At 44.1% G+C, this 16,552-nt stretch carries 16 protein-coding genes; 5 read left to right on the top strand and 11 right to left on the bottom strand.

What is annotated here, in order from left to right; all coding sequences use genetic code 11:
- Window positions 1-53 precede the first annotated feature (53 nt).
- Both AACX38_RS14875 and AACX38_RS14870 read right to left on the bottom strand, forming a co-directional pair.
- Window positions 54-1,208 carry a trans-sulfuration enzyme family protein gene (locus tag AACX38_RS14875; RefSeq protein WP_228864825.1) on the bottom strand — a complete coding sequence of 385 codons (1,155 nt, stop codon included), beginning with the start codon at window positions 1,206-1,208 and terminating at the stop codon, window positions 54-56.
- A gap of 20 nt (window positions 1,209-1,228) precedes the next feature.
- Window positions 1,229-2,599 (bottom strand): pyridoxal-phosphate dependent enzyme, encoded by a 1,371-nt coding sequence (locus AACX38_RS14870; protein WP_228864824.1) that lies wholly within the window; start codon window positions 2,597-2,599, stop codon window positions 1,229-1,231.
- A 411-nt stretch (window positions 2,600-3,010) separates the two neighbouring features.
- Between AACX38_RS14870 and AACX38_RS14865 the strand changes: the two genes are divergently transcribed.
- Together AACX38_RS14865 and AACX38_RS14860 are read left to right on the top strand one after the other, a co-directional pair.
- Window positions 3,011-3,946: a lipase family protein gene (locus tag AACX38_RS14865; RefSeq protein WP_228864823.1), complete on the top strand. Its 936-nt coding sequence runs from the start codon at window positions 3,011-3,013 to the stop codon at window positions 3,944-3,946.
- Between the two features lie 53 nt (window positions 3,947-3,999).
- The gene (locus AACX38_RS14860; RefSeq protein WP_228864822.1) at window positions 4,000-4,491 is read left to right on the top strand and encodes a membrane-associated Zn-dependent protease 1; all 492 of its coding nucleotides are present in this window, start codon (window positions 4,000-4,002) and stop codon (window positions 4,489-4,491) included.
- Between the two features lie 159 nt (window positions 4,492-4,650).
- On the opposite strand, the gene AACX38_RS14855 is transcribed toward AACX38_RS14860, so the two are convergent.
- From AACX38_RS14855 to galE, 4 genes are all read right to left on the bottom strand, one after another.
- Window positions 4,651-5,343, bottom strand: a complete 693-nt coding sequence (locus tag AACX38_RS14855; RefSeq protein WP_228864821.1) for an O-methyltransferase — start codon at window positions 5,341-5,343, stop codon at window positions 4,651-4,653.
- Between the two features lie 94 nt (window positions 5,344-5,437).
- Window positions 5,438-6,601 (bottom strand): galactokinase, encoded by a 1,164-nt coding sequence (galK, locus tag AACX38_RS14850; RefSeq protein ID WP_228864820.1) that lies wholly within the window; start codon window positions 6,599-6,601, stop codon window positions 5,438-5,440.
- Window positions 6,602-6,636: 35 nt separating this feature from the next.
- Window positions 6,637-7,689, bottom strand: coding sequence for a UDP-glucose--hexose-1-phosphate uridylyltransferase (locus AACX38_RS14845; RefSeq protein WP_228864819.1), 1,053 nt, complete (start codon window positions 7,687-7,689; stop codon window positions 6,637-6,639).
- A 128-nt stretch (window positions 7,690-7,817) separates the two neighbouring features.
- Window positions 7,818-8,837, bottom strand: a complete 1,020-nt coding sequence (gene galE, locus AACX38_RS14840) for a UDP-glucose 4-epimerase GalE (RefSeq protein ID WP_228864818.1) — start codon at window positions 8,835-8,837, stop codon at window positions 7,818-7,820.
- 314 nt (window positions 8,838-9,151) lie between these two features.
- Between galE and AACX38_RS14835 the strand changes: the two genes are divergently transcribed.
- Complete coding sequence (locus tag AACX38_RS14835) at window positions 9,152-9,892, top strand: 4'-phosphopantetheinyl transferase family protein (RefSeq protein WP_228864817.1); 741 nt, start codon at window positions 9,152-9,154, stop codon at window positions 9,890-9,892.
- A gap of 116 nt (window positions 9,893-10,008) precedes the next feature.
- Here AACX38_RS14835 and AACX38_RS14830 read toward each other — a convergent pair whose 3' ends face one another.
- Both AACX38_RS14830 and AACX38_RS14825 read right to left on the bottom strand, forming a co-directional pair.
- On the bottom strand, window positions 10,009-10,590 hold the full coding sequence (locus AACX38_RS14830; RefSeq protein ID WP_228864816.1) for a LeuD/DmdB family oxidoreductase small subunit: 582 nt from the start codon (window positions 10,588-10,590) through the stop codon (window positions 10,009-10,011).
- A complete protein-coding gene (locus AACX38_RS14825; RefSeq protein WP_339385687.1) occupies window positions 10,587-11,885 on the bottom strand; it encodes a 3-isopropylmalate dehydratase large subunit in 1,299 nt (432 codons plus the stop codon). The genes AACX38_RS14830 and AACX38_RS14825 overlap by 4 nt, the downstream gene beginning before the upstream one ends.
- A gap of 222 nt (window positions 11,886-12,107) precedes the next feature.
- On the opposite strand from AACX38_RS14825, the gene AACX38_RS14820 reads away from it, so the two are divergent.
- The gene (locus tag AACX38_RS14820) at window positions 12,108-13,019 is read left to right on the top strand and encodes a LysR family transcriptional regulator (protein ID WP_228864814.1); all 912 of its coding nucleotides are present in this window, start codon (window positions 12,108-12,110) and stop codon (window positions 13,017-13,019) included.
- Here the strand turns inward: AACX38_RS14820 and AACX38_RS14815 are convergent.
- Window positions 12,978-13,565: a DUF3156 family protein gene (locus AACX38_RS14815; protein WP_228864813.1), complete on the bottom strand. Its 588-nt coding sequence runs from the start codon at window positions 13,563-13,565 to the stop codon at window positions 12,978-12,980. The two genes, AACX38_RS14820 and AACX38_RS14815, sit on opposite strands and share 42 nt — an antisense overlap.
- Window positions 13,540-15,033 (bottom strand): APC family permease, encoded by a 1,494-nt coding sequence (locus tag AACX38_RS14810; RefSeq protein WP_228864812.1) that lies wholly within the window; start codon window positions 15,031-15,033, stop codon window positions 13,540-13,542. The genes AACX38_RS14815 and AACX38_RS14810 overlap by 26 nt, the downstream gene beginning before the upstream one ends.
- 405 nt (window positions 15,034-15,438) lie before the next feature.
- On the opposite strand from AACX38_RS14810, the gene AACX38_RS14805 reads away from it, so the two are divergent.
- Complete coding sequence (locus tag AACX38_RS14805) at window positions 15,439-16,152, top strand: helix-turn-helix transcriptional regulator (RefSeq protein ID WP_228864811.1); 714 nt, start codon at window positions 15,439-15,441, stop codon at window positions 16,150-16,152.
- On the opposite strand, the gene AACX38_RS14800 is transcribed toward AACX38_RS14805, so the two are convergent.
- Window positions 16,149-16,552: transposase (locus tag AACX38_RS14800; RefSeq protein WP_228864810.1), on the bottom strand; the 404-nt coding region annotated here is incomplete at its 5' end. The genes AACX38_RS14805 and AACX38_RS14800 overlap by 4 nt on opposite strands.

Here is a 16,552-nt window from a genome sequence, read left to right as displayed (position 1 = left end):
AAACACACAAAAAAATGCCAACCCGAGAACCGGGCTGGCATATTATTTCGGCTTTACAGATTTGCTGCGCTAAGAGCCTGCGATAAATCGGCAATCAAATCATCGACATTCTCAATACCCACTGAAAGACGGATTAATTGTGGTGTAATGCCTGCCGCTAAACGTTTTTCCAATGGAATAGATGCATGAGTCATAGTAAATGGCTGACCAACCAGACTTTCCACTCCACCCAGACTTTCTGCCAGTGTGAATAATTTCAGTGCTTTTATCATCCGATGAGTAGCATCATCATCCCCTTTCAGCACAATAGAAATCATGCCACCAGCACCTTTCATCTGACGCTTCGCCAGCTCATGCTGAGGATGGGAATCAAGACCGGGGTAAAAGACTTTTTCTATTTGTGGCTGCTGTTCCAGCCAGTGGGCAATTTTTTCTGCATTTCTGATATGTCTTTCCATACGCAGTGATAGTGTCCGTATGCCACGCAAAACAAGGAAACTACTGAAAGGGTCAAGGATCCCGCCAATTGAATTTTGCAGGAAAGCAAGCTGCTCAGCCAGTTCAGCATTGTTTCCTACTACCGCAAGACCGGCAACAACATCGGAATGACCATTCAGGTATTTAGTCGCAGAGTGAACAACAATATCAAACCCTAAATCCAGTGGACGCTGGATATAAGGAGAAGCAAACGTATTATCTGCAACACTGATAATCTTATGGTGTTGGGCTATCTGAGCAATTGCGGCCAAATCTGCCAGTTTAAGTAATGGATTGGTTGGCGTTTCCACCCAAATCATTTTTGTATCAGGCTGGATAGCCGCTTCCAGTGCCGCAGTATCTCCCGCTTCGACATAGGTAACACGCAATCCGGCAGTCCGGCGGCGCACTTTTTCCAGTAACCGGTAAGTACCGCCATACAGATCATCCACAGCAACGATGTGGCTGTCTTTATCCAGTAATTCCAGAATCGTCGAACTGGCTGCTAAACCTGAGCCAAATGCATAACCCCGGCTGCCATTTTCCAGTTCAGCAATCGCCCGCTCCAGAGCATCACGCGTGGGGTTGCCACTACGGGAATACTCGTATCCCGTATGTTGACCCGGTGCAGGTTGCGCATAAGTGGATGTGGCATAGATTGCAGGCATTACAGCCCCTGTATGATCAGGGACATAGCCGGCGTGAACGCTTTTAGTATCAAATTTAGTCATTAAGTTATTCCTGAAATAGGTTAATTGAGTTGTTGACGCCATGCGTTCAGCACATCAGTACGGGTAACAAGGCCAATAAAGTGTTTGTTGTCATCAACAATCAGCGCCACATGGCCCGCATCAAAGGTTGCAACCAATTGCTCCAGTGGTGCATTTTTATGGAGAGTCTTAACCTGACTGGTCATGGCCTGACTGACTGACAAAGAGAAATTATGAGAATCAGCCTGAATGGCATTCATCAAGTCCCACTCATCAATAATGCCGACAATCTGGTCATTATCGAGTACAGGGAGTTGCGAAATGTCATACAACCGCATTCGCCCATGTGCAATCTGTAGGGTATCTTGTGGAGAAACAAAAACTGTCGCACCATCCCGGTAGCGATATGTCACGTAATCACTTAAATCATTTTCTTTCTGTTGTGAACGCAGCCCTTGTTCCAGTAACCAGTAGTCATTGAACATTTTGGATAAATATTTATTGCCGCTATCACAAGCCAGTGTCACCACACGCTTTGGTGTTTTCTGTGCCCGGCAATAGCGTAAAGCCGCAGCCAGTAACGTGCCTGAAGATGAACCAACAAGAACACCTTCCTGTAAAAGTAGCTCCCTTGCACAGGAAAAGGCTTCGGCATCGGTGATCCGGTAAGCATGACTAATGTTAGAAAAATCCCCCAGCGGTGGGATAAAATCCTCGCCGATCCCTTCAACGAACCAGCTTCCTGCTTCATCGTAATGACCGTATTCAACATAATCAGCAAGAATAGAGCCTTTAGGATCAGCAAGAATAAATCGGGTATCGGGAGAAACTTCCCGGAAATACTGGCTTAAACCGCCAAGTGTTCCGCCTGAACCCACACCAACAACAACAGCATCCACATCGTGTTCCATCTGCTGCCATATTTCAGGGCCGGTCGTTGTCATATGAGCCAGTGAATTAGATGCATTATTAAACTGATCAATGTAATACGCGCCACTGATTTCCTTCGACAGACGCAACGCATAATCCTGATAATATTCCGGATGGCCCTTACCCACATCAGAACGGGTCAGACGGACATCCGTTCCCAATGCTCTCAGGTGATATATTTTTTCCCTGCTCATCTTATCCGGTACAACCAGTATCAGCTTATAACCTTTCATGGCAGCAACCAGTGCTAACCCAATACCGGTATTACCAGCCGTTGCTTCAATGATAGTGCCACCGGGTTTCAGTAGCCCCTGTTTTTCTGCCTGTTCAATCATTGAGAGTGCAACTCTGTCTTTAATAGAACCGCCCGGATTCTGGTTCTCCAGCTTAATGAAGAGTTGGCATGGGCCAGTATCCAGATGGGTCAGTTCCAGCAACGGTGTATTCCCGATCAACTCCAGAACCGAACGTGGTGCAGACATATTAGCCTCTTAATATTCAGTAATATTTGAAAATAAGACTCATAGATCCGTGAAGAATAACGCCGTTAGACAACAGATTAAAAAGAACAAATCAAAACTACATATAACTAAAAGTAATTAATTAATTCGATATTGAACAATAGCAAGTACTTTCTAATACAGACTCTTAACTGAACCGCTATATCAATAACTCAAATTCTCAGAAATCCTTTCAGGATGATATACGCTTAAATTATCCTTTCTTTATTTTTTATGCTGATAAAATTTGATATTGCAGTACAACAAAAATGACAAATACACACAGCCAATGACAATATACCCACTAAATTTCCAGTGAGCCACGGCGGAAGAAATGGAACGACACAGCTAAAAGGCCACCGGAAAGACGAGCGGTATCAAGAGGAGTTAATAATGTATAACAATATGTTAACCAAAGAAGCTCAACAGGCATCATTGATACTGTATGCAGCAGAGATGAACAGTCAGTATTACAATAATCCGACTCCCCCCGCAGATCCGCGCTTAGCAGAAGATGGCTGGGATCTGGTAGCCTATATTAGTGGTAATGATCTCTCTTTTTCCGTAAACCCCAAAAGTAATCAGCAATTTTTAATTATGCTGCCTAAACATGTTTGTTATGGATATATTGCTAAAAATAAAAAAACGCCGGCAGAGTATGTCATTGTTATCAGGGGTACCGACAGTTCCAATCTGTTTGAGGCATTACATGATATTGTTCCTGTTTTCACCTCACCGTGGGCTGATACTCCTCAACAAAAAGTCAGTATGGGGTTTTATAGTGTTTATAATTCACTGAAACTGACTATTGTTGAGCCTGAATCTAAAGATAATTACAGCCACCTCAGATTTCCCAATGCTGTTGCTCAATTCATCGGTATCAATACTGCATATACTATATTGGGTCATAGCCTTGGCGCAGTCATTGCGACCTATCTTATGAGAGATATTCCCCTGCTTGGCGATAAACACAAAGCAAGCCTGTTTGCCAGCCCAAGAGCCGGTAACCATGAATTTGTTAGCTATATCGATAACCATTTTGCAAACTATGAAACGTTCAGATATGAAAATGATCTGGTGCCTCATCTGCCTCCCGACATTCCATTCATACTGGAGTATGAATCCCTGTCAAAATCAACGATCCTTAAAACATCGGATGGCCTCAATATCACTGACAGTCTGAGATGCAACCATTATTTAACCAGCTATATCGCCCTGCTGGATCCTGAACAATTCAAAAAACTGCTCAATGAACCTCAGGACTCAGACTCTGAAGATGTAAAAAAAACAGCAAAGTGTATATCTCTGACACCACCATCCAATCAGTAATATAGGCAATTCACTGAGCGAGAATACAATCATTCAGAAAAGGAGGAGAGACAATGAAATGGAGTAATTATTCATGCAGAATATTATTGATATTAATGATAAGTAGCTTTTTCAGCCCGATACTGCGGGCACAAGGAGAAGCTCATCTGTTATTCCACATGGGATTGGGAGCAAAAGGACAATTCTTCGTCGGAGGGACAATGCAAAATCAGGGAGATGAGCCTGTGGCTGGTGGATATCTGGCTATTTTACCCCTTAATACAACCTGCGACCCACAATCACTCATTGTGTATTCATTTGATTCACTGGCTCCGGGAGAAAAAAAGGAATTCCGTATTCCTGTGGATGCTCCATTCAGTAGTTACCATCTGGCTGGTTTCGGGGCCTATGATGATATGGGGTTTTCACTTCCTACTGTAGATGAAACGGAGAAAGTGATTAAAGATCGTGAGTCAAATGAACGTAAGACATGCCAGTCAGCAAGGGAAGCCAAAGTAATTAATGGGCCAAATACAGAGGAAAAAATCCATAAAATCCGGAGTTGAAGAAGTGCCAGCGACCAATGGATTTCAGGTTGCTTCTTTAAAACAGCCTGAAAGACGACAGGTACAATTCTCGGTAGATCTCTGGCTGAAATACGCCTGACGGTGCCACCAGCAGGGATCTACCAAAGGGAATATAACAAGGGTTTTACCCTGCCAGAATTAATTCACGTCATCATTTATCCGTAACAATGCAAATCCATCCCAGCCTTTTTCCCCCACCGTCTGCAAAGCAGTTACGGTGATTTCCGGACGATTAAGTATCTTATCCAGTGTCTGATGAATACCTTCAGCGAACTCATCACGCTGATCATGGATAACTGCACCGCCACGAACGACATTATCCATGATGATAATACTGCCCGGACGACCCAGTTTAATTGCCCAATCGAGATAAATCTGGCTACTCCGTTTATCGGCATCAATAAAAATCAGATCGAAAGGTGCTCTTTCACTCAACGTTGGTAAAGTCTCATTGGCATCTCCCTCGATAACTTCAATCTTATGAGTGAGTTGAGCCAATTCGATATTACGCCGTGCGATCTGTACCATTTTGGGATTTTTTTCCAGCGTGATGAGTAAACCATCATCGGGTAACGCTTTGGCCATATATTGGGCACTATAGCCACCTAACGTGCCGATTTCGAGAATGCGTTTTGCTCCGCTGATCTGAACCATCATCATCAAAAACTGCCCTTGCAGGGCGGAAACATCAATGGCAGGTAATCCCTGACTGGCGTTATATTCAAGGGTTTGTTCGAGATGAGATGCAGGATGTAACAGGCTCTTCTTTAGATAACTATCAACTGATGACCATTGTTGTTGTAATTCTTCGTATTGCAGATTGCTATTCAAGACAACACTCCTCTTTATAAAAAAATAAGACAAATGTTTACTCATGCCCAGATTCAACCTGAATATAAGTTAACCAAAAATAAAAGCCAGCCATTTATGCCTGATTTATCAACTGGCTTGCTCCCCTGCTTGCCTGACAAATGTAAATAGACGCTTGCAGGCCAGTTTTTATCTGGTATTCACTTTCGATGGCCTGTCTCACATCGCTCTCCAAATCAGAGGGAAGCAATACAACGATACAACCGCCAAAACCACCTCCCGTCATGCGGGCTCCTCCCCGCTCTCCAATAACATTTTTCACAATCTCCACCAGCACATCTATTTCATGGACGGTAATTTCAAAATCGTCACGCATAGAGAGGTGAGATTCAGCCATAAGCTGGCTGAGGCGGGATAAATCTCCTGACCTTAAAGCAGCAACAGCAGCCTGAGTCCGGGCATTTTCAGTAATAACGTGGCGGGCGCGTTTGGCAAGCAGAGTATCCAATTGTTTCTGCTTCGCACTGAAATCATAAAGTGAGACATCGCGCAATGCCCGGACACCGAGGATTCGGGCAGCTTCTTCGCACTGCTGACGCCGTATATTGTATTCGCTGTCTACAAGACCGCGCTGCCGATTGGAATTAATAATCATCACAGTGATATTTTCCGGCATCGGAACCGCCTGTATTTCAAGGGTGCGGCAATCAATCAGCAAAGCGTGACCTTCTTCGCCGCAGGCTGAAATAAGTTGATCCATCACGCCGGATTTACAGCCGACAAATTGATTTTCGGCCTGCTGACCATTAACGGCAATCAATTTCCGACTAATGTCGAGCTGATAAAGCACGTTGATGGTCAGGCCGATAACCACTTCCAGCGATGCCGAAGAGCTGAGACCGGCTCCCTGTGGAATATTCCCGCTTATTGCGATATCCATTCCACCAAATAAGTAGCCATGTTGGATCAACATCACCACCACACCGCGGATATAATTAGCCCACATTTTATCCTGATTAAAAAGGATCGGCTGAGAGAGATCGAACTCATCACGATCATTACTGTAATCAACAGCAATCACCCGGATCAGCGTATCATCGCGTTTGGCAGCAGCAGCTACCGTCTGGTAATCAATCGCACAGGGTAAGACAAACCCCTCGTTATAGTCGGTATGTTCGCCAATTAAATTCACCCGTCCGGGAGCCTGAAAAAAATGAGTCGGTGAAGAGTGAAAAACTACATTAAAAGATTCAGTGACTTTTTGAATTAGTGCCTCCATCACCGCGCTCCTCGTAAAATGCTGTATCAGGGATTTCAACTCCTGAAATGAACATCACTGACATCCCGTAGCCGTTGTGCAGCCTGTTCCGGTGTCAGATCGCGCTGGGATTCAGCCAGCATCTCATAACCCACCAAAAATTTACGGACAGTTGCTGAACGCAATAATGGCGGATAAAACAAAGCATGTAACTGCCAGTGCTCAATATCGGTCTGCTTATTGGTAAAGAAAGGAGCGAAATGCCAGCCCATAGAATAGGGAAAGGAGCATTGAAACAGGTTATCGTATCGGCAGGTCAGTTTTTTCATCGCAACAGCCAGATCATCACACTGCTCTTTCGTCAGTTCATTCATACGTCGGACAGGGCTTTTCGGCAATAACATTGTTTCAAACGGCCACACCGCCCAATAGGGCACAACCGCCAGCCAGTGTTTGGTATCCACGATTGTACGCACACCGTTTTTCTGTTCAGCTCTGACATAATCCAGCAATAAATTAGATCCATGCTGATCATAATATTGCCTCAGTAACTCATCTTTGCGAGTCAGCTCATTAGGCAGAAAATCACTGGCCCAGATTTGTCCATGTGGATGAGGCTGGGAACATCCCATCATTTCCCCTTTATTCTCAAATACCTGAACCCAGATATAGTGTTGTCCAAGTTCTTCTATGTGGCTGTTCCAGACATCAATAATACGGCGGATATTGGTCAGAGATAATTCAGGAAAGGTTTTACTGTGGTTTGGTGAAAAGCAGATAACGCGGCAAGTTCCTCTTGCCGGTTTGCTTATAAACAGAGGATCGTCAGCAGTGGCAATAGCGGGAGTTTCCGGCAATAAGGCTGAATAATCGTTCTGAAATACATAGATATCCTGATAATCAGGATTGATATCCCCTGAGGCACGTGTGTTATTCGGGCATAGAGCACACTGTTTATCGTAGACCGGAAATACAGAATGCTGTAATGGTTTATCTTCCTCAACCCACGGTCGTTTCAGCCGATGTGGTGAGATGATTATCCACTGCCCTGTTAAAGGGTTATAGCGCCTGTGTGGATAATCAGCCTGATTAAATTGCATTTTTGACATAACCTAAATGCTCATTCAGGTGCCAATCCCTGTACTCATGAACGGTACATGAATCGATGGGCATAAATACCTTTATGCCCGTTGTAGCTACTATGTCTGTGTGATGCGATTAAAGCGCCAGATGCGTATTATCCTGCTTTATAACCATTAGGATTTTGGGACTGCCAGCGCCATGCATCTTCGGTCATTTCCACGATAGTGCGGCTTGCTTTCCAGCCCAGTTCACGCTCAGCTTTTTCAGGGCTTGACCAGCATTCTGCAATATCGCCCGGGCGACGTGGGCAAATTTCATAAGGAACCGGTTTACCACATGCCTGACCGAATGCAGCCACCATATCCAGTACGCTTGTACCCGTTCCTGTTCCCAGGTTATAGATATGCAGGCCAGATTTTTTACCGACTGCATTCAGGGCCGCAATATGACCATCAGCCAGATCCATCACATGGATATAATCACGGACACCTGTTCCATCCGGAGTAGGATAATCGTCACCATAAACGGACAGTTTTTCCCGGCGGCCTACCGCTACCTGAGCAATATATGGCATTAAATTATTCGGAATGCCCTGAGGATCTTCTCCCATCGTACCTGATGGATGTGCTCCTACCGGATTGAAATAACGCAATAATACGACTGACCAGTCACTTTCAGCATGATGGAAATCAGACAGGCAACGCTCAACCATATATTTACTTGTACCGTAAGGGTTAGTCGTATTACCTACCGCAGACTGTTCAGTAATGGGAACAATTTCAGGATCGCCATATACCGTTGCCGATGAGCTGAAAATAATGCTTTTTACGCCTGCTTTATGCATGCTGCGCACTAACACTAATGTACCGTTGACATTATTATCATAATATTCAAGCGGTTTTTCGACTGATTCGCCAACCGCTTTCAGACCGGCAAAGTGGATAACGGACTCTATAGAGTGACGGGAAAAAACAGAATCAAGGAAGACTTCATCACGAATATCCCCCTGATAAAACAGTGGCCTGATACCCGTCAGCGCTTCAATGCGGGCCAGAACTTCCTGACTGGCATTACACAGGTTATCAATAATAATCGGTGTCATCCCTGCTTCAATCATCTGGACGCAGGTATGGCTACCAATATATCCCATCCCACCTGTCACTAATATTTCCACATTTACCTCTTTTTTAAATTGGACTGAATCAAACAGTTATTCAACCAATAAGATACGCCCTGTTTTCAGATCCCTGTTCTTATTGGTCGAAACACAGTATAAAAAGAGTTAACGATTTAGTGAACTAAAACTAAATGTGGCAAAATTGGCTATACACTTCGTCTTTCAAGTTGCCTCTTTGTTGGCTGCGCTCGCTCAACCCAGTCACATAGTTATCTATGCTCCCGGGGATTCTCTCTCTTGCCGCCGCGATGCATATTGAAATCCATTGTGTATAAAGACAATTTATTAACATTTCCGATGAACAATCAATAATGAAAGAAATTACTTTTACCCCTGCACAGACAACTGCCATCAATGAACCCTTTTTTACTGCGATACAAAAGGGCTTACTATCAGGGCATCCAGATATCCAGATTATGCTGGCTTATTTCACACAAGGCAGCTATCGGGATGATCTATTTACTGAGTATGGCATTGTATATCCTGAACGATTGCAAAATGCCGTCACTAAACGTCGGGCGGAATATCTGGCTGCCCGTTACTGTGCCTGTAATATATTAAATAACATGGGATATCCTGAATTTCAGGTGGAATCAGCACAGGATCGTTCCCCTATCTGGCCTGAAAGAATTTGTGGTTCCATTTCTCACTCAACCAATTGTGCTGTTGTTTTCGCTGCTTCAAGTGATAAATATCAATGGGTGGGGATTGATATCGAAAAAGAGATAAAACAGGAAACCATTGATAGCGTTTCAGCCAGCATTATCAATGAAACTGAGAAAGCATTACTGGCAAAATCTCCGCTTACTTTTATTCAGGCATTCACACTCGCTTTTTCCATTAAAGAAAGTCTTTATAAAGCGCTTTACCCTCATGTGAAGCAATTTTTTGATTTCCATGCAGCAGAAATTGTGGAGATTGACTGCACTCATCACACTGTGACCATAAAATTGCTGAAAACACTCACTGATGATTATCAGGCCGGTTCTCTGTTTCACGGGAATTTTGTTCTGATGCCGCAGCGACAGTTACTAACCTATATCGTTGGATGAAGAAAGCCCGAAACAAATATGCCAGCTTATAATCTGCTGGCATATTTTCTGGATTTCCAGTTGCATCACGGCGGCAAAGCAGCAACAAAGAGACAACTTGAAAGACGACGGGTATATTATTTTATTCGGCCGGTTGCCCGCGCATAAGAGAACAGCCCACCAGCAGCAACAATATTAGCCAGTTCCCCGACAGGATCGGTCGGGTATTTTTCACCGCTTTTCAGTATTGTTACTGTCTGATTTTCAATATCGATCTCAATGCTGTCACCGGTCACTAAGCTGTCGCACAAACGCTCTTGTGCGGCAACAGGCAATAATTCACCAGTAGAGACACAATTGCGGAAGAATATCCGAGCATAAGACTGCGCCAGAATGGCTTTTACACCCGAAGCGCCCAGCGCCACGACGGCATGTTCACGGGAAGAACCACAGCCAAAATTCTGCCCGGCAACGATAATCGGATATTTCGCCTTACCTTTTTCTTCATCGATAAAAGGCAGCGACCCTTCAGGTAACCCGCACATCGCCAGTGACGCTAATTGAGCATAACCTTCAGGTGAAGAGGGATTTACTTTGATATATTCCCCAGCCAGAATCTGGTCAGTATCAATATTATCCTCCAGAACATAAACCTGACCACGAATGATATTTTCCTTTTGTTCATTTAAAACAGCATCATTCATAACGACATCACTCATAAAAATTCTCCCGGATTAGTGATCTGGCCAGTAATCGCTGCCGCAGCAACAGAGTACGGTGAAGCAAGGTAAATATTAGCGCGCTTATGTCCCATTCTTCCGACGAAATTACGGTTAGTCGTGGATATCACAGATATCGGATCATTAACGCGGCCAAAAGTATCCGGTGGGCCACCGCAGCAGGCAGCACACCCTGCTTCAGCAGAAAGCTTCACTCCCGCATCCGTTAAAATCTGATAAACGGAAACGCCCTCAATCTGGGTTGTGATGGTTTTATGGAATACTTCTTTTGTTGCTGGTACCGCATAAGTCGGAATTTTAACCTTATGGCCTTTTATGATACGGGCAGCAGCGATGAAATCTTCAATCTTGCCCCCGGTACAGGAACCGATATAGGCCTGAGAAATGGCAACATTGGCAACTTTTTCAATGGAAACCACATTATCCGGAGAATGCGGTTTGGCGATCTTCGGCTGCATATCCGATACATCAATATTTAATACACGGGTATATTCCGCATCTTCGTCTGGGTAAACAATCTCAAACGGCATCTCATTCCGTTCTGCCAGATAATCAAGCGTTGCCTGATTCGGCACCATAATGCCATTTTTGGCACCACACTCGACGACCATATTACAAATCGTCATACGCTCTTCGACAGATAATTCATCAATGACATTGCCACCGAATTCAATCGCCTGATAGGTCGCGCCATCCACTGTCAGTTCTGACAAGACAGCCAGGATCATATCCTTAGCCAGAACATGAGCGGGCTTCGTGCCAGTAAAATTCACACGAATGGTACTCGGCACTTTCAGCGGGATTTCTCCCGTCCCTATAGCATAAGCCGCATCAGTAATCCCCAATCCAATCGCGAATGTCCCGAATGCACCGGCGGTAACAGTATGAGAATCCGTCCCCAACAAAACTTCTCCGGGGCGAGTATGGCCTCCCTCCGCCAATCCAATATGACAGACACCTTTATAATTGGGGGTTCCGACATCATAGAAATACTTAACATTCTGTTCTGCGGCAAATTCACGCATTACCCGTATATTCTGGTTAGCCTGCGGATCAGCAGAGTAAACAAAATGGTCAGGGATCATAATGAAACGGGTCGGATCCCAGATCTTGGCATCCTGACCAAATTCTTTTTTAAATACGCTGGCAACGCCGGGGGCACAGGGATCATGAGACATCAGGATATCCACTTTTGCCCAAACAACTTCGCCCGGTGTGACCTGTTCACGCCCACTCGCCCGAGCGAGAATTTTTTGTGTCATAGTTTGGTTCATCTCACATTGCCCTCCAGAATATTTAGACATGCTGAAAAAGAACAGCTTGTTATTGTTATAAAATAATTACTCTTTATCGCAGCAAAATGCCACCGTTCGGCTCACTGTTTCTATTATGGAACAGTCGTTCGTTAAATGAAAAATTTCCACAGAGAATAAAGCCCTTCTGAACAGAACCTGTGATATGTTAGGGTTTTTCGGAGTAAATCATCAGGTTACTTTATGAATAATATTGAGAATCTCAGCTCAATGGTGATCTTTGCCCGTGTCGTAGAGACATTGAGTTTTACCGAAGCGGCAAAATCATTAAGGCTTTCGAAGTCTTCCGTCAGTCGTGAAATCGCACAGTTAGAAATCAGGCTCGGTACTCAGTTACTCAACCGAACCACACGCAAGATTCAGGTGACAGAAGTCGGAATGAGCTATTACCAATATTGTCAGCGTATTCTGAATGAAGCCAAAAACGCCGAACGTTTTATCCGTAATTTCCATGAAGAACCGATGGGAAGCCTGCGCCTGATTGCACCAGTATCCTTTGGCAGTCAATGCATTGTTCCGGCCCTGAACAATTTTGTTGCCGGAAATATTCATGTTAGCGTCGATCTGGAACTGACCGACAGGATCATTAACATGGAAAAAGATCAATGTGATATCGCTATTGTGGTAGGCCGTGAAACACCAGACCATCCACTTGTGATGCCCCTGATTGATATCACCTGGGGGCTTTACGCGACTCCGGACTATCTCAGCCAGTTTCCGGCTATAGAAAGGCCGGAAGATCTTCCCCGTTATGATTATCTGCTGTTTCGCGGCCCTGCTCACACCATCTCTCTTCCGTTTCAGAAAGAGAGAAATAAGTTTGATATTGAAGTACGTAGCCGTTTTCGCATTAATAATAGTGTAGCATTAATGAGTTCGGCTCTGGCTGGGGCGGGCATTGCTTACCTACCGGACTATATCACCCATGAATCAGTCACAGCCGGAAAACTGATAAGGCTTCTGCCCGAATGGGACATGGATATCTATCAATCCTGGATCCTGTTTAAATCAGAAGAAACGCTCTCTTCACGTGTACGGCTTTTTGCCAATACCTTACAGCATAAGCTGATGAATCAGATGCAGCGTACTGAGTAGACGATGACGCTGCTCTGAGGTTAAACGCAGGTAACGGCGGGTTGCCGGAAGCCGGCTGACAATTTCAGAAGCAGCAAAATGTTCAATTTCGCAACGCCATTTTCCTTCCCTGATTTGCAGGCTGCATGACCGAAAATCCAGCTCTTCTAACGTCTGTCGAATAACAGGATATTGCTCCAGTTGCTCAATCAATTTGAGTCCATCTTCCTGTTTTGAAAAGAATCTCACCCGCTTTTTACGCAGGCTACCTTCCGTCTTTACCTGTATATCGGCATTCAAAGGCTGGTTTATCACACCGGAAACAGAAAAGCGCGTATAAACGATGAATGCCATAAACAGTTTTTTCACCCTTTCGTTGACACATATTGCCAACTGCGCTTCTGGTCTGACAACCAGCTCTCCCGGCCCGGGCCTTTCACAATGATAGGGCTGGAGATCACGCTCCAGCCGGTTAAGTGTCAGGCCTGCCTGATAGTCGGCAGGCAAGCGTTGTTGATTGATCTTTTGCCAGAAAGAAGATTTAGCGGAGGCTGCGTAATGGCTCAAGTTTAATCTCCTTCAATTCAGTTTCAGAGAACGTTTTGGACAGAACGTCTTCCACCTCGACAGGTTTAAACGGATTGACTTTCTGAACAAATATCGTCCACACCAGTGCATAGGTCGCTGTTAATCCAAGCATGATCAGGAAAGGAATATAAACATCCGATTTATCCATGCCCGGGGGCGTAATGTAAATAAGAGCGATGACAATTCCCACACCGGAAATAATCTGCGGTAAAGGGAAAAACGGTGATTTATAGGCACGATGCAGGTCAGGACGACGAATACGCAGCAAGATGACTGAAATTGTGACTAACAGATAAGCTGTTCCCCAGGAACAAACCGCTGCCAGTACCAGCGGCATAATGCGGTTCAAATCGCCCTGAATGGCAAAAGCATGGATACAGGGGATCAAAACCGCCACTAAAATACCAAACACGGGTGTTTTAAATCTTGGATGCAGGTAAGTGAAAATACGGGGTAAAGTACCGTCAAGTGCCATTCCGTATAAAATACGGGGAACGGCTGCCATCAATGTATTAATCGTTGCCGCTCCCGCCAGCAGCAAGCCAAAACCAATCCAGTATTTACCAAAATCTCCCATAACCTGACCGGCAAAAGCCGGAATTGCCATTGGAGTCTCCAGTAATCTGACATTATTTGCTGGGTCAACAATGACGTTTTCCACCTGATGTGTCATCGCAGCACCGTACATAAACATACAGAACGCGACACCACACAACCCAATAGCCATTGCGCGGGGGATGACTTTTGCCGAATTTTTAATTTCTGGTGCCATTGGCGTCACCAGCTCACAACCCATAAACATAAACATCGCCATGCCGATCAAACTTAATATCACGGTCGGTTCAGCAATATTCAGTGACTCACCAAACCAGCCATCAACTGAAGTGTGAAATGGCATAAGCAGACCACACAAACTAAAGATCACTAACGTACTCCACATGGCAAACGTTAGTACAATCTCCACTCTACTGAATGCCTCGATCCCAAACGCATTAAGTAGACCAAAGGTGATTACTAGCCCTACTCCAACCATCCAGGACGCATTATTGCTCTCCATCACAGTATTGAGGCTTTCAAAATTCACCAATGCCATAATGCCGGAAAGGATGGTTTCCGCAGTACCGGCAAAAACATGCACGATTAAATAGGCAGAAAGTGCTCCGGTTATTGCCCAGAAACGTCCCATGCCACAAGAAATATAATCATATACTGAGCCGGAAGTAGGCAAAATCGCGGCAGCCTCAGCAAAAGTTGTTAACTGAGCCTGCATCACAATAAAGCTGAGAAACACAGCCAGAGCGAATGTATCACCACCTATTCCGAACCCGCTGGTGACGGTTAAAATAACCGGACTTGCCATAATCACACCAACAGAACTGGCAAGTGTCGTCGGAAAACCGACCTTACCCTTCTCAATATGTGATATTAACTTTGAGGACATATTCATTTTTCTTCCCCCTTTTACCCTGAGATACAGTCAGTTTGATTGTGAATTTTTTGTAAACGAAAGGTGACTGTGATTTAACTATAGGGATAAGGGGAAAAGTGTTGCCATCATTCTAAAGAACGATACCCAAAAGGGGTATCTCATACTGTTTTTTGCCGAAAAGTACCAAAGAAAAAGATAAAAAATACCGTAACTCAAGAAATATCAGGCGATAATGAAAAAACAATCAATTAATATGTTAATAAATAAAAGGCAATATGTACAAAGTCAGTCTAAAAGCAGCTAAAACATGAAAGAATAAGTTTTTAATAATGCAATCAATCTCACATTATTAATATGTATATTTTATATTCATAATCAGAAAAGCCATGATGAATTCACAACTGGATCAGATAGGTACGTTCAATGAATACATCACCACTCAGCCAGCATCAACAGACACTGGTTAATTGCTGTCTGAATACAATTGCCCACATCATTCCCGTGTCTGCCGCTGTTTATTATCTCGTTAATGAAAAGTGGCAGCCCGAACACCATATCCTGTATGGCATCACACCCGATATGTATCAGGCATATGCCGCGTATTTTTGTCAGTTAGATCCGCTGCATCCGGAAAATTTCAGAAATAATGAACAGCGTCTTGTCAGCATGAATGACAATATGAAAGAGAGTGGCCAACAGTTTTATCATAGTTTTATGCAGCCCAATAACTTAACGGATAGAGTCGAAATCTTTATCCGCCGTGGGAATAAAATCCTCGCGGGTCTTTCCGTTTTCAGGGACTATCCGTTTCAACATCAGGAAGTCATGAGACTTCACTCTATCATTCCTGTGGCTGAATTAATGACTTTTGATATTTTGCCCGATGCACAGGTCACATTCACCGCAAAAGAACAGGAAATTATTCAGTGGGTCAGGGAAGGAGCGAGTAATAAACGCATAGCATTACAGCTCAGTATTTCTCTCTCTACTGTAAAAACTCATCTGCGTAATATTTTTGCCAAAGCCAGTGTGACCAACCGGACAGAACTCGTTTCTTCTGGCTTTATTCGCCGTAATTTGAGCGGGTACGGTTCCGCACCCGCAGCGATTATTAATAATAACCCTAATTCTGTTTAAGCCATTGCTGAAATATCTTCTTCTGAGTAGAAAATTTTCAGTGATGGCTTCTTCTCTTTAAGGCTGTAAGCAATCAATCCCGTTAAAACAGTTAACAAAAACCCGGTTATACTTCGGTGACGAGAATGTTCTATTTGAGAGATGTTTTTTAACTGCCCATTAATCGTTTCAATAATAAAACGCTTTTTAAGCATCATCTTATCCCACTCATCTAGCGCAAGGGTTTTCATGTTACGGCGTTTTTTTGTGATAAAGGTAATATCCGTTTTGGCTAAATCATCCGCCAATGCTTGACTTAGGTATCCTTTGTCGCCGTAAAGAGAACCTGTTAGATCTTTTGATAATTCGCGAACAGGCTCCCGATCATTCACATTACCTGAGGTCACTTTAAGGGCTAAAA

The organism is Xenorhabdus sp. PB30.3 (assembly GCF_963895965.1).
GTDB classification, from domain to species: Bacteria; Pseudomonadota; Gammaproteobacteria; order Enterobacterales; family Enterobacteriaceae; genus Xenorhabdus; species Xenorhabdus stockiae.
The sequence above is the reverse complement of the archived record's forward strand: the minus strand, read 5'-3'. Positions and strand labels throughout refer to the sequence as shown.